We start from the raw sequence: 14,227 nt of genomic DNA on the forward strand, positions 1-14,227 counted from the left end.
TGTCGTCGTTAGGTGTCAGGTTCTGCGGAGTAGCCGGCCGTAGTCGGCTCCGGCCAGGCCGTAGGTCCAGCCCGCGGCGTCGACCGCGGACGAGAACGCGCCGGGGACGCGAAGTCCGTAGCGTCGGCGCTCGCCGTCACGTTCGCGAGAGCCGTTGACGGCGAGAAGGATTCGACCCTCGCTGCCCCAGCCCGCCGGGGTGGCGAACAGTTGCAGGGTGCAACCGGGATTGCCCGGATCGGCGTCGGTGTCGACCAGTCGCAAACCGGCTCGGTCGAGATAGTTGTCCCAACCGATTCGTTCGATGGCGCTCCGTCGGATCTCGACGTTGCGTTCGACGGTGATGCGCTCGACCGTCGGATCGTGGATCACCCACTTGGGAACCACGGTCCCGTTCAGGACATGGACACCGCTGCCGTCGCTGAACTCGACTGCTGGAGACGACGAATTGTGCAGGCGCACTTCACCGTGCACCGGATTTGGAATGGGCTCGGTGTGCACTGCGGTGGGGCGTTCGGACATCACTGCGACGTCGTCGAACGCCCACCACCATCCCGTCGATTCGACGAGAGCGGATTGAATGTCGAGAAGTTCGTTGTCCTCGCGCTCGAACGTGGCGAGGTGAAAGGTGCGATAGATGTCGTAGTAGGCGACGCGATGCGCTTCCTGCTGGCCGTACCAGGTGATACTGCCGAACGAGTGTGGAGCGAGGCTTCTCGTTGTAGAAGCGACACCGTCGAACAGGCTGGTGCGCAACGAATCCCACACTGTCCGGCGAATGATGGGATCGGGACTGATGCCGGCTCGGGCCGCGTCCTCCGGTGAACGTGTTGCAACGGTCGTCCGCGCTTCTCGATCGCTCGGCTTGTTCGGATTCTGGTAGAAGTACCACCGCGGCCATTCGATTCTTCGCTTGTCGATTCGCTCGTCCATTCGTCGACGGGAATTCGACAGCAACGATGCGATGCGTGCAGGTGCTTTATCGGCTATCGCGGCGGTCGTGGGAATGTCGTTCACCAGCTGCTCTGCCGTGACGAAGGACGCGGCGGCAGCGGGGGACGGTACCCACACGAACTCGGGCGCGTCGAAACCGGCTCTTCGATACAACTGTGCCACTGCTGATTCCGCCGTGGTTCTATCGGAAGGACCGGCCTTCAGGCCGTAGCGGAGCCATCGATCGCGCTGCGCGCAGAGCGCACGAATGCTCTCGGCGTATTCATCGGGATTGTCACTGAATGTGCCGCGACGGGGGAATGTCGACGGCATCGGCACGGCGCTCACGTGAGGGAGGCGGTGTCCGCCTTTCCGGTTGTCATGAAGAAAAGAGTGGCACGAGAATCGGGTGAGCGCAAGAGGTCAGCCGCGCGAGCGCAGGATCAACTGGGCCGCGCTGATGTCGTCGATGACGAGGTCGGTGATCAATCCGCCGCGCAGTGCGGCGGTGAGTGCATCGAGTTTGGACGCTCCGGCGACGATGCAGACTCGGCGCGGAACCACCTTGAGCCGATCCAGGCTCGGTCCACTCGATCTGTCGTTCAACGCAATTCGGTCGTGGCTGCCGTCGGAGCGCAGGAACACGGTGGCGATGTCTCCGACGACGCCGTCACGTTGGAGCTCGGCTCTGTCCTCACGCTCGAGGTAGCCGGCGCTGTAGACGTGACTCGGAACGGCACCGCTCATGACGCCGATGCTGAACACGGCGAGGTTCATCCGATCCTGCAGTTCGAGTACTCGCTTGATGCTGCGTTCACGCCACAGGTGTTGCCGGGTCTCCGGGTAGTCGAAGAATGCGGGTACCGGAAATCCCTGCGCCACAGCGCCGTAGGCGTCGGCGAAGGTTCGGACGATGTCGGTGGCGTAGGAGACTCCGGTGGTGCGGGTGTTCGCTGCGCCGTTGAGTTGCACGACGGTGGAGTTGTGCGTTCGTTTGGGTGCGAGCTTGCGGCTGACGGCGCTGACGGTGGTTCCCCAGGCGACGCCCATCACCATGTCGGACTCGAAGAACGAAGTCAGCAATCGGCCTGCGAAGGTGGCGACGCGATCGAGGCGCTGCAGTTCGTCGACGGTTTCCGACACGGGGACGACATGTGCACGAATGTCGTACAGATCGGCGAATGCACGCTCGATTCGTGGGGCCTGACCGAGCGGGGTGGAGATCTTGATTTCCACCAATCCCGATGCCCGCGCGAACGTGATGAGTCGTGAGACCGTCGAACGCGATACGCCCAGCTCACGGCCGATCGCCGCCATCGTCATGTCCTGGAAGTAATAGAGGCGCGCTGCCTGGGTGGCATGGCCGGTCCGCAGATCCGATTCGGGCGTAATGCGTTGGTCCGTCACCGTCGCAGTGTACGACCGGTTTGCACATATGTGCATCAGCTGTGCAACGCAGTGCAGGCCGTCTACCGTGGCGAACAGCACGCAATGTGGCGTGCATCACCAACTTTGCGGAGGCTACACAATGGCTCGTAAGGAACCGGAATGGGGACTGCCGGCGCACATGGCTGCCGAGTTCGCCGGAACCATGATTCTCATTCTGTTCGGCGTCGGCGTCGTCGCGCAGGTCGTCTCGGGCGGTGAATCGGGAAGTCTCGGAGACCACGACTCGATCGCCTGGGCATGGGGGCTTGGCGTGATGTTCGGCATCTACGTCGCCGGTCGTATCACCGGGGCGCACCTCAACCCTGCGGTCACCATCACGTTCGCCCTCTTCCGCGGATTCAGCTGGAAGATGGTTGCGCCCTACATCCTCGCGCAGACCGCAGGTGCCTTCGTGGCCGCGCTGCTGGTGCGCTGGAACTACAACGACATGATCAACGCGGTGGATCCCGGGCACACCACCGCCACCCAGACGATCTTCTCGACGCTTCCCGGAAACGGAACGTTGCCCGTCAGCGTGTCCTCGGCGCTGATCGATCAGATCATCGGCACCGCGATCCTGCTGTTCCTCATTGTGGCAGTGACCGATTCGCTCGGCACCGCGCCGATGGCCAACATGGCTCCGCTGATCGTCGGTCTCATCGTCGTCGCCATCGGTTTCGCATGGGCCACCAACGCCGGATACGCGATCAATCCGGCCCGAGATTTCGGACCTCGCCTGGCGTCCTACATCACCGGATACGGTGGAGCCTGGCGAGATCAATACGGCGGCCTGTACTTCTGGGTCCCGATCGTCGGACCTCTCGTAGGCGGACCGATAGGAGTGTTCCTGTACGACCTGCTCATCGGTAAGAACCTACGCAAACAAGAAGGTTCGACGCCCGAGCTGCCATCACGACTCCCAGCAGACACCCAGACCACAGGAGAGAAGCCATGACCGAGTTCGCAGGAAAGTACGTCGCCGCGATCGATCAGGGAACCACGTCTTCACGCTGCATGATCTTCGATCACGCGGGCACCGTCGTCGCGGTCGATCAGAAGGAACATCAGCAGATCTTCCCGCAGGCCGGCTGGGTCGAGCACGACGCGTCGGAGATCTGGGACAACGTGCGCGCCGTCGCGGCCGGTGCCATGGCCGCAGCGGATCTGACGCGTGAGGACATCGCTGCAGTCGGTATCACCAACCAGCGTGAGACGGCGCTGGTGTGGGAGCGCGCGACGGGCAAGCCGATCTACAACGCCATCGTCTGGCAGGACACCCGTACCGATCGCATCGCAACCGCCCTCGGCGGGGGCGACGCCAACAAGTACACCGCCAAGACCGGCCTACCCCTGGCCACCTACTTCTCCGGACCCAAGATCAAGTGGATCCTCGACAACGTCGACGGCGCACGAGCGAAAGCCGAAGCGGGAGAACTGTGTTTCGGCAACATGGACACGTGGGTGCTGTGGAACATGACCGGCGGAACCGACGGCGGATTGCACTACACCGATCCGACCAACGCCTCGCGCACCCTGCTGATGGATCTCGACACCTTGGCGTGGGACGAGAGCATCTGCGCCGACATGGACATACCGATGTCGATGCTGCCCGAGATCCGCTCGAGTTCCGAGGTGTACGGCACCGGCCGTGAGCGCGGCCCGTTCCGCGGAGTGCCGATCTCCGGAATTCTCGGCGACCAGCAGGCAGCGACCTTCGGGCAGGCCTGCCTGTCTCCCGGTGAGGCCAAGAACACCTACGGCACAGGCAATTTCGTGCTCCTCAATACCGGCACCGAAAAGGTCATGAGCAAGAACGGATTGCTGACCACGGTCTGCTACAAGATCGGCGACCAGCCGACGGTGTACGCGCTCGAAGGTTCCATCGCTGTGACGGGGTCGCTGGTGCAGTGGCTGCGCGACAACCTCGGCATGATCTCCTCGGCGGCGGACATCGAGACCGACGCACGGTCGGTGGACGACAACGGAGGCGCGTACTTCGTCCCCGCATTCTCCGGACTCTTCGCCCCGCATTGGCGCGCGGATGCCCGCGGTGCCATCGTGGGATTGACGCGGTTCGTCAACAAGGGCCACCTGGCCCGCGCCGTCCTGGAAGCCACCGCGTACCAGACGCGCGAGGTCATCGAGGCCATGAACGCAGACTCCGGAGTCGACCTCGAGGTACTCAAGGTCGACGGCGGAATGGTCGTCAACGAACTGCTGATGCAGTTCCAGTCCGACATCCTGAACGTCGACGTGGTGCGGCCCGTCGTCGCCGAAACAACCGCTCTCGGAGCGGCATACGCGGCCGGCCTCGCCGTCGGGTACTGGGAGAGCGAGGACGACATCCGGCAGAACTGGGCCGAGGACAAGACATGGACACCGTCCATGGACGAAGACCAGCGGGCAAAGCTGTACGCCGGCTGGAAGAAGGCAGTAACACGTACTCTCGATTGGGTTGATGAAGAATGAGTTCCACCACAACGGCTTTGAGCCCGCAGTCCCGCGCTGATGCGTTGGCGCGGATGGAAGCCGAAGAGCTCGACATCCTGGTGATCGGCGGCGGCGTCGTCGGAGCGGGCACCGCACTCGACGCCGTCACGCGCGGACTGAAGGTCGGTCTGCTCGAAGCGCGTGACTACGCGGCCGGCACGTCCAGCCGCTCGAGCAAACTGTTTCACGGCGGTCTGCGCTACCTCGAGCAGTTCAACTTCGCGTTGGTGTTCGAGGCGCTGAAGGAGCGTTCGCTGGTACTGAACAAGCTGTGTCCGCACCTCGCTCGCCCGGTGCCGTTCATCTATCCGCTCGAGAAGGTGATCGACCGTCCGTACGTCGGACTCGGCATCGGCGTCTACGACGTCATGGGTGCCGGACGCGGCGTCCCGAGCCACCACAAGCACCTCGGCAAGAAGAAGACACTCGAGTCCTTCCCGTCCGGCAAGCGCTCGGCGATCCGCGGTGCGGTGAAGTTCTACGAGGGTCAGGTGGACGACGCCCGGCACACGATGATGCTCGCCCGTACCGCGGCCGCCTACGGTGCGTTGTGCGCCAACAGCACTCGCGTCACGGGCTTCCTGCGTGAGGACGACAAGGTCGTCGGCGTCGTGGCGAGCGACCTCGAAACAGGACGCTCCTTCGAGGTCCGGGCCAAGCAGGTCATCAACGCGGCCGGTGTCTGGACCGACGAGGTGCAGCAGATGGTCGGTGGCCGTGGGCAGTTCCAGGTTCGCGCCTCCAAGGGCGTGCACCTGGTGGTGCCGCGCAATCGCATCAACAGTGCCACCGGCATCATCACCCGAACCGAGAAGAGTCTGCTGTTCGTCATCCCGTGGGGGAGCCACTGGATCATCGGTACCACCGATACCGACTGGAAGCTCGACCTGGCTCATCCGGCCGCGAGCCAGAGCGACATCGACTACATCCTGGGTCACGTGAACAAGTTGCTCGCCGATCCGTTGGACCGCACCGACGTCGTCGGTGTGTACGCCGGACTGCGACCGTTGTTGTTCGGCGAATCCGATTCCACCAGCACGCTCTCGCGTGAGCATGCGGTGTCCAGTCCGGTGCGCGGACTGACGGTGATCGCCGGTGGCAAGTACACCACCTATCGCGTGATGGCCAAGGACGCAGTCGATTCCGCGGTCCACGGGCTCGAGCGGACGGTGCCGAAGTGTGTCACCGAGGACATTCCGCTCGTCGGTGCCGACGGGTACCTCGGGGCGTTCAACTCCCGAGCCCTGACGGCCGAGCGCACCGGTATGCGCGTCTCACGCGTCGAGCATCTGCTCGGTCGGTACGGCACCCTGATGGGTGAGCTGCTGGACTTGATCGACGCCGATCCGGAGCTCGGTAATCCTCTCGTGAGTGCACCGGAGTACCTCAAGGCAGAGGTGGTCTATGCGGCCAGTCACGAAGGCGCGCAACATCTCGACGACATTCTGACCCGTCGTACGCGCATCTCCATCGAGGTCCCCGACCGCGGTGAGGCAGCGGCCGAGGAAGTGGCGCATCTCGTCGCACCGATCCTCGGCTGGGATGCTCAGCACATTGCCGAAGAGGTGGAGCACTACCGCCTTCGTGTTCTGGCAGAACGTGATTCGCAGGAACAGCCCGATGACGACACCGCCGACGCGGCGCGCCTCGGAGCGCCGGACGTGCGTCTCGGCGTGAGCTGAATTTCTCAGCCCAGTGGTTCGGTGAGGTAGCGCCGCAGCGTCGGTCCTACCCACCGAACCAACTGCTCGTGGGTCATCTCGGCCAATGGAGGTACCGCGAGGATGTAGCGTCCGAACACCAGACCGAGTACCTGGGTTCCTACTAGTGCGGCCCGCTCCGCATACCGATCCGGCGAGACTGCGGCCAGCGCCGGCGCGACCTGGGTGGCGAACACTTGCTGCATCGTCGTTGCCGCCGCGGCATTGGTAGCCGCAGCGCGCATCAGGGCGAGGAATGTTCCGTCTTCCTCCCAGACCTGAAAGAACCTGGGCATCAGCACTTCTGCAATGCGCTCCGGTGGGACGTGGGTCAGATCCGGAATGTCGAGTTCGAACGTGGCGGCCTCGGCGAACAACGCTTCCTTGGTTCGGAAATACCTGACGACCATCGCCGCGTCGACGCCCGCGGTGGCGGCGACGGATCGCATGGTGGTGCGGTCGTAGCCGTCGGCGGCGAATTGTGCACGGGCGGCGTCGAGGATGCGAGTGCGGGTGGCGGTTGCGGATCGTGGGGGGCGGTCAGCCATCCTCGTAGCCTAAGTCAACGTGTGTTGACCCCTTTGCGCGGTGGGTCTATGGTCGGAAGTCAACAACCGTTGACCGCCGAGTTCGGACCCCCAGGGAGCGCGCCATGAATCAGTCCGATGTCCTCGTTGTCGGAGCCGGCCCTGCCGGGTGCATGGTGGCAGGCGAACTCGCGCGGGCCGGTCGCTCGGTGACGGTGCTGGAGAAACATGCAGCGCCTTCGCCGTTGTCGCGCGCGTTCGGCGTGCATGCGCGAACCCTCGAGATCCTGGACAGCCGAGGGATGGCGGATGCGCTACTGGCGAACGGAACACGTGCGCGGGGGTTGAAGCTGTGGAACGGACTGGAACTCGACCTCGGTGTGTTGCCGTCGTCGTTCCCGTTTCTGCTGGTCACACCTCAGAGCAACGTCGACCGGGTGCTCGAATCGAACGCCCGTGAGCACGGTGCCCGCATCCTGCGCGGGGTGACGGTGCGCGGTCTGGTGCAGCGCGGCGACGGTGTGACTGTGCACGGCAGGGACGCCGAAGGTCGCGAGCAACAGTGGACGGCCCGGTACGTGGTGGGTGCCGACGGAGTGCACAGCACCGTCCGAACTGCGATCGGACTGGACTTTCCCGGCAAGGAGTTGCTTCGCTCGATCATGCTGGCGGATGTGCGGTTGACCGATCCTCCCAACGGTCTGATCAACGTCGACGCAGGAACGGACTGTTTCGCCTTCGTGGCTCCGTTCGGAGACGGGTGGTTCCGTGTCATCGCCTGGGATCGCACAGACGGCGCGGCAGAGTCCGAACCGGTCGACGAATCCAGACTGCGTGCAGTGTTACGCCGTGCGGTCGGTACCGACTACGGCTGGAGTGAAGTTCGATGGAGTTCGCGATTCGCCTGCGACGAACGGCAGGTTTCGCGATACCGAGAGGGCCGCGTGTTCCTCGTGGGCGATGCGGCACACGTGCATTCGCCTGCGGGCGGGCAGGGCATGAACACGGGAATCCAGGACGCGATGAACCTCGGCTGGAAGCTGGCAGCCGTCCTCGGCGGTGCCGATCAGAAGATTCTCGACACCTATCACGACGAGCGGCACCCAGTGGGAAAGCTGGTGTTGCGCAGTAGCGGCGCGACGATTCGCATGTTGTTGCTGCGCTCGGTGGTAGCGCGGACGTTGCGCAACATCGTCTCCGCACGGGTGCTTCGTAGACAACGTGCCGTCGGCAGGATAGCCGGGATGTTCTCCGGTGTTTCGATCTCGTATGCTCGCCGACGTGGCGAGCACCCGCTGGTCGGCCGGCGCGCAGTGCAGATACCCCTCATCGACGGCACCGTCACCACGGCGCTGCGCGACACCGCTTTTCTGATGATCGGCGAGAACGATTGCAGCCGAACGGATATCCCCCGCCGAGCCGACCACGGTCCGGCAGTCCTCGTCCGGCCCGATGGATACATCGCATGGGCCGGACGATCGGACTCGAATCGATGGCAGGCTGTTCGAGACCGGTGGACAGCAGAGTGTTCCGCCTCGATCAGCCCTGCAGCAACGTGAACGAATGCTCGCGGATCAGGATGGACGGGCCACCGGCCTCGTACGCCTGATCGGGGTCGCTCGAGGTCGACTGAGTCCACGTGCCCTTCGGCAGAGTGAATTCCACGGCTCCGGGTGAGGCGTTGACCATCCACGCGAACGAGGCATCACTTTCCCCGGCGCGCATGAGGACCAGAATGCTGTGGGCGTTGCCGTCGGACCAATCCTCGTCGGACAGCTTCTCGCCGTCGGCGCGATAGAAGTCGACGGTGTCCGGGCCGGCTCCCTCCTCGTCGGAATCGCTGTCGTGCCGGAACCAGGTGGGGCGCAGTGCCGGGTGCTCGGTGCGAAGCGCGATGAGGTGGGTGGTGAAGTCGATGAGGTCCTGATCGGCTGTGCTCCAATCGAACCAGGAGACCTCGTTGTCCTGGCAGTAGGCATTGTTGTTGCCGTTCTGCGTCCGGCCGAGCTCGTCGCCGCCGAGGATCATCGGCACACCGGCCGAGAGCAGCAGTGTCGCAAGGTGATTGCGTTGCTGGCGAGCCCGCAATGCGTTGACACCCTCGTCGTCGGTCGGGCCCTCGGCACCGCAACCCCATGAGCGGTTGTCGGATTCGCCGTCCTGGCTGTCCTCGCCGTTCTCCTCGTTGTGTTTGTCGTCGTAGGAGTTCAGGTCGGCCAACGTGAAGCCGTCGTGTGCGGTGATGAAGTTGACGCTGGCCAACGTGGGACGACGGGTGCTCTCGTAGACGTCCGGGCTGCCGGTGACACGTTGCGCCAGTGCAGGCAGCGCCCCGCTCTCGCCGCGCCAGAAATCGCGAACGTCGTCGCGGAACTTTCCGTTCCACTCCGACCAACGCGCCGGGAAGCCGCCCACCTGGTAGCCCTGGGTGTCCCACGGTTCGGCGATGAGCTTGACCGGCGCGAGCGTCGGATCCTGATGCACGAGGCTGAGGAACGCACTGTGCACGTCGAGGTCCGAGTCCTGACGAGTCAGGGTGCTGGCCAGGTCGAAGCGGAAGCCATCGACGTGCATCTCGGTTACCCAGTAGCGCAGTGAGTCGAGGATGAGTGCCAGAGCGGCGGGGTGACCGACGTTGAGGCTGTTGCCGGTACCGGTGGTGTCGTAGTACGCGCTCCGGTCGTCGTCGACGAGTCGGTAGTGCGAGCCGTTGTCGATTCCCTTGAGCGAGAGGGTCGGTCCGAGATGGTTGCCCTCGGCGGTGTGGTTGTAGACGACGTCGAGAATGACCTCGATGCCGTTGTCGTGCATGGCTTTGACCAAGGCCTTGAACTCGTCCACCTGGCCGCCGGTGTCGCCGGTGCTGCTGTACTCGTTGTGCGGGGCGAAGAAGCCGATGGAGTTGTAGCCCCAGTAATTGCGACGGCCCTCCTCCAGCAGATGCGAATCCTGAACGAACTGGTGGATCGGCAGCAGTTCCACTGCCGTAACGCCGATTCGTTTCAGATGTGCGATGGCTGCGGGGTGTGCCAGTCCGGCGTAGGTGCCGCGAATGTCCTCGGGCACATCGGGATTGGTGGCGGTGAATCCCTTGACGTGCACCTCGTAGACGACCGTCTTGTCCAACGGTGTGCGCGGTGACTCGTCTCCCGACCAATCGAAGTTCGATTGCACAGCAACGGAATACGGCATGTACGGTGCCGAATCCTCGTCGTTGCGGGTCTCCGGCTCGTCGTGCAGATGCGAGAAGACCGACTCGTTCCAGTCGACCTGACCGGTGATGGCGGTGGCGTACGGGTCGAGGAGCAACTTCGCCGAGTTGTGCCGCAGCCCCGACGCGGGGTCCCACGGACCGTCGACGCGCAGACCGTACCGCGCTCCCGGGGTGACGTCGGGAACCAGATCGTGAAAGACGTGACCGGTGCGCTGCGTCAAAAGCGTTGTACTGCGCTCTGTTCCGTCGTCGTTCAATACGACCACAGAGACCGAGTCCGCTGTTTCGGAGTAGACGGCAAGGTTGGCACCGTCGTTCGACAGACGTGAGACGCCCAAGGGGTACGGGAGACTGGATGAGGAGGGCATGACTGCGGCTGTACCCCCGCGCGGGGTGTGCGAAACGCCTGCATACCGGTCGTTCGGCTAGTATCGACGGCTAGGTTGCGCCCGCTGGACACCGGCGGCCGCAAGTGACTAAGGACGATGCGATGACTTCCCTACGACCCGATGCCGGTTCGGCCCGCCTGGACGAGCTGTTTCCGGGTGACAACGCGACCGACGCCAGGTTTCGGGAACTGGACTGGGCGGCGACCGAGTTGGGGCCGGTGGACCAGTGGCCGCAAGAGTTGATCACCGCGATTCGCACCGTCATGCCGTCGACGATTCCGATGCTGATCTGGTGGGGTCCTCACCTGGTGCAGATCTTCAACCACACGTACACCGACTTCCTCGGGGACAAGTTCCCCGCGGCCGCAGCGCAGCCGGCCAAGGTCTGTTGGGCGGAGATCTGGGACGAGATCGGAGAGTTGGCCCGACAGGTCGTCGACGGCGGCACGGCAGTGCACGGTGCTCGCCAACGGTTCATGATGAACCGGTACGGATTCCTCGAAGAGACGTACTTCACTTTCTCCTACAGCCCGATCCACGGTCCCGGGCGCGCGGTCCTCGGCGTGTTCGTCGCCACGTCGGAGGTCACCCAGCAGGTGCTCGGTGACCGTCGTATGCAGGCGTTGTTGAGCCTGGGGACGCTGACAGGCATCGACACCGACGGTGCCGAGGACATCTGCCGGGCAGCCGTGGGTGCGCTCGCGGCCGAAGCATCGGAGTTTCCGCTCGTCTCCGGTTACCTCCGCGAAGGCATGAATGCGGACGGCCGTGTCGAGTGTGTCGTGACCGGCGGCGACGTCGGCTACGAGCGCTCGACGTGGGAGTGCGCCGATCTCGCCCGGGTCGCCGACGGCGCAGTGGCCGTGGCGACGGTCGGCGTGGACGGCAACGTTCCTCGGGCCGTCGTCGTGCCGTTGACGATGGCAGGCCGTGTGCAGCCGGTCGGTGCGCTGCTGATCGGGGTGAGCAGCCACCGAGTGATCGACGATGCCTTCACCTCGTTCTGTGGCGTCGTGGCCGAACGCGTATCGACTGCGCTGACCGCCTCCCAGGCCTTCGAGATGGAGCGGCAACGCGTCGTGGCGCTGGCCGAGGCCGATGCGGCGAAGACGCGGCTGCTCGAAACCGTTGGGCACGAATTCCGAACACCGCTGACCCTTCTCGCCGGTCCGCTGGACTCGGTACGCGAGAGTGCTTCCTCGCAGTTGAGCGAACCCGATCGGCAATCCCTCGACGTGGTCCACCGCGCATCGGTACGACTACGCCGACTCGTCGACGATCTGATGGATGCCGTCAGCGCCGACGCGGGCCGACTCGAGGCCCGTCTCGAACCCACCGATCTCACGGCGGTGACGCGTGACTGCGCGACGCTGTTCGCGACGGTGGCGTCGGACCGCGGTCTCGACCTGGAAGTCGATACGTCCGAGGACGTCGTCGTGCTCAGCGACGGCGAGATGTGGTCGAAGATCGTGTTCAACCTCGTCGCGAACGCCATCAAGTACACCCCCACGGGCCGGGTGTCGGTGCGTCTGAGGGCCGAGACCGACACCGTTCGGCTCGTGATCGCCGATACCGGGCTCGGAATCCCCGAAGACGATCTGTCGCGCATCTTCGATCGATTCCACCGGGTCGAGCACGCGGGAGCGCGCAGTATCGAAGGGTTCGGCATCGGGCTCGCGCTGGTATCGGACCTGCTCACAGCCCTGAACGGGCATGTGGATGTCGACAGCGAGGTGGGCATCGGGAGCACGTTCACCGTGGTCGTGCCCCGGGTGCCGGTCGAGGCCGCGGTGCCCGTCGACCGTCCGGCAACACCGACCGATTCGGTGTCGGCGATCTTCGTGGCCCACGAATCGACGCAGGCGACGCCCGATCGAGCGGACATTCTGCTCGTCGAGGACAACGTCGACATGCGCAACTACCTGCTGAGGCTGCTGACCGAGGAAGGGTGGTCGGTCGCCACCGCAGGCGACATCGACACCGCACTCGATCGGGCGCGATCGACGAGACCGGGGCTGGTGTTGTCCGATGTGATGCTTCCCGGCCGCAGCGGCCTGGACCTGGTCGACGACATACGGCGTGACGACATGCTGAAGCGAGTGCCGGTCATCCTGCTGACCGCGCGAGCGGGAACGGACTTCGTGCTCGACGGCCTCGGACGCGGGGCGGAGGACTACATCGTCAAACCGTTCCACGATCGGGAACTCGTGGCCCGAGTGCGCGTTCATCTCGAATTGTCCCGGATGCGTGAACAACTGATCGACGAAAGCGACAACCAGGCGTCGACGCTTCGCGCGGCCCTCGACACCCGCGGAACGATCGGCCGCGCAGTCGGAATCCTGATGTCGGTCTACCGCATCGACGAAGATGCCGCGTTCACCCAGCTGACCGAACTGTCGCAGAACTCCAACCGCAAGACCCGCGACCTGGCAGCCATGATCGTCGACGACTTCACCGCCGGGCTCGGCCGAGAGCGTCAGTGATTGCGACGGTAGTTCTCGCGTTCCCGTTCCAGTTCGGCGGTCTTCTTCTCGCTCTTCAGATCGGCCGGAAGTCCGTGGATCTCGAGGCGTCGGGCACGGTTCTGCTCCATGTACGCCGCCGTGTAGAACAGCGCGAGCAGCAGACTGAGCAACACCATCGAGGCGCGTAGCCAGATCGCTCCGGGGAAGAGGACGAAGAATCCGATGAAGATCGGCAGGAACGGAATCATCGATCGCAGGATGTGACGGGGCGTCGCACCCGGCCCGACGAGATCGCGTCGGACCCAGCCCTGGAACTCGTCGGGGAGTTTGCGGCCGAGGACGGCGTAACCCAGCCATTGGCCGAGGGGCGGGCGAGTCGGGCGAGTGTTCACGACAGTGCTCCTGCTGCGATGGCCGCGTCGTTGACGCGGGAGAGGACGCGTCGCAGTTCGTCGAGCTCGGCGAGTGACGCGCCGAGCTTCGCCACGACGGCGGGTGGAATTTTCTCGGCCTTCTTGCGGAGCGCGGCCCCGGCCGGGGTGAGCGCGACGAGCAGAACGCGCTCGTCCTCGGCGCTTCGATTGCGGGTGAGCAACCCCATCGACTCCAGACGCTTGAGCAGCGGCGAGAGGGTGGGGGAGTCGAGCTGCAGTGCCGATCCGATGGCTTTGACCGACATCGGCGACTCGCCCCACAGCGCCAGCATCACCAGATACTGCGGATGCGTCAGTCCCATCGGCTCGAGCAGTGGCCGATACACCGACAGCACGGCACGGTTGGCGACGGCGAGTGCAAAGCAGACCTGTCGATCGAGTGCGAGTGGATCTTCGGCGGTGGCCACGGGGGCCAGGCTACCAGAATTGGTTAGTGCACTAATCATTAGTGGACGATGCGATGTCGAAAGTCGGTACCCGGTGCCCGAAAGATGTTGCAAAGAAGGGCAAATGCTCGTGCGGTGAGGTGTTGTCAGAGTCCCGGTCGGTCCGAATCGGATGGATTGGCGTTCGGCATTCCATCCGGTCGGTTGCTGTGCAATGCTCCATGCAATTCGCCATTTCGTTGTGACAAATCCCGCCCTGTG

General features: G+C 64.3%; 11 protein-coding genes. 5 read left to right on the top strand and 6 right to left on the bottom strand.

The window, feature by feature from the left end:
* Window positions 1–15: 15 nt before the first annotated feature.
* Together CH251_RS21035 and CH251_RS21040 are read right to left on the bottom strand one after the other, a co-directional pair.
* A complete protein-coding gene (locus CH251_RS21035; protein ID WP_373454975.1) occupies window positions 16–1,281 on the bottom strand; it encodes a DUF6745 domain-containing protein in 1,266 nt (421 codons plus the stop codon).
* 75 nt (window positions 1,282–1,356) lie between these two features.
* Entirely contained in the window at window positions 1,357–2,340 is a 984-nt protein-coding gene (locus tag CH251_RS21040; protein ID WP_256979207.1) for a sugar-binding transcriptional regulator, read from the bottom strand.
* Window positions 2,341–2,461: 121 nt separating this feature from the next.
* Between CH251_RS21040 and CH251_RS21045 the strand changes: the two genes are divergently transcribed.
* Genes CH251_RS21045 through CH251_RS21055 form a run of 3 tightly spaced genes read left to right on the top strand, consistent with a single transcriptional unit; the run spans window position 2,462 to window position 6,533 of the window.
* A complete protein-coding gene (locus CH251_RS21045) occupies window positions 2,462–3,316 on the top strand; it encodes an MIP/aquaporin family protein (RefSeq protein WP_094614869.1) in 855 nt (284 codons plus the stop codon).
* Window positions 3,313–4,830, top strand: a complete 1,518-nt coding sequence (gene glpK / locus CH251_RS21050; protein ID WP_094614870.1) for a glycerol kinase GlpK — start codon at window positions 3,313–3,315, stop codon at window positions 4,828–4,830. Before CH251_RS21045 ends, glpK begins: the two co-directional genes overlap by 4 nt.
* Entirely contained in the window at window positions 4,827–6,533 is a 1,707-nt protein-coding gene (locus tag CH251_RS21055; RefSeq protein ID WP_094614871.1) for a glycerol-3-phosphate dehydrogenase/oxidase, read from the top strand. The genes glpK and CH251_RS21055 overlap by 4 nt, the downstream gene beginning before the upstream one ends.
* A 5-nt stretch (window positions 6,534–6,538) precedes the next feature.
* Here CH251_RS21055 and CH251_RS21060 read toward each other — a convergent pair whose 3' ends face one another.
* Window positions 6,539–7,099 (bottom strand): TetR family transcriptional regulator, encoded by a 561-nt coding sequence (locus CH251_RS21060; protein ID WP_094614872.1) that lies wholly within the window; start codon window positions 7,097–7,099, stop codon window positions 6,539–6,541.
* A gap of 104 nt (window positions 7,100–7,203) precedes the next feature.
* On the opposite strand from CH251_RS21060, the gene CH251_RS21065 reads away from it, so the two are divergent.
* Window positions 7,204–8,637, top strand: coding sequence for an FAD-dependent oxidoreductase (locus CH251_RS21065; RefSeq protein ID WP_094614873.1), 1,434 nt, complete (start codon window positions 7,204–7,206; stop codon window positions 8,635–8,637).
* Here CH251_RS21065 and glgX read toward each other — a convergent pair.
* The gene (gene glgX / locus CH251_RS21070) at window positions 8,618–10,660 is read right to left on the bottom strand and encodes a glycogen debranching protein GlgX (protein WP_094614874.1); all 2,043 of its coding nucleotides are present in this window, start codon (window positions 10,658–10,660) and stop codon (window positions 8,618–8,620) included. The genes CH251_RS21065 and glgX overlap by 20 nt on opposite strands.
* A 122-nt stretch (window positions 10,661–10,782) precedes the next feature.
* On the opposite strand from glgX, the gene CH251_RS21075 reads away from it, so the two are divergent.
* Window positions 10,783–13,164: an ATP-binding protein gene (locus CH251_RS21075; protein ID WP_094614875.1), complete on the top strand. Its 2,382-nt coding sequence runs from the start codon at window positions 10,783–10,785 to the stop codon at window positions 13,162–13,164.
* On the opposite strand, the gene CH251_RS21080 is transcribed toward CH251_RS21075, so the two are convergent.
* Both CH251_RS21080 and CH251_RS21085 read right to left on the bottom strand, forming a co-directional pair.
* Window positions 13,158–13,538 carry a DUF5313 family protein gene (locus CH251_RS21080; RefSeq protein WP_094614876.1) on the bottom strand — a complete coding sequence of 127 codons (381 nt, stop codon included), beginning with the start codon at window positions 13,536–13,538 and terminating at the stop codon, window positions 13,158–13,160. The genes CH251_RS21075 and CH251_RS21080 overlap by 7 nt on opposite strands.
* Entirely contained in the window at window positions 13,535–14,026 is a 492-nt protein-coding gene (locus CH251_RS21085) for a MarR family winged helix-turn-helix transcriptional regulator (RefSeq protein ID WP_094614877.1), read from the bottom strand. The genes CH251_RS21080 and CH251_RS21085 overlap by 4 nt, the downstream gene beginning before the upstream one ends.
* Window positions 14,027–14,227: the final 201 nt, after the last annotated feature.

The organism is Rhodococcus sp. 06-462-5, assembly GCF_002258315.1.
Lineage (GTDB): Bacteria > Actinomycetota > Actinomycetes > Mycobacteriales > Mycobacteriaceae > Rhodococcoides.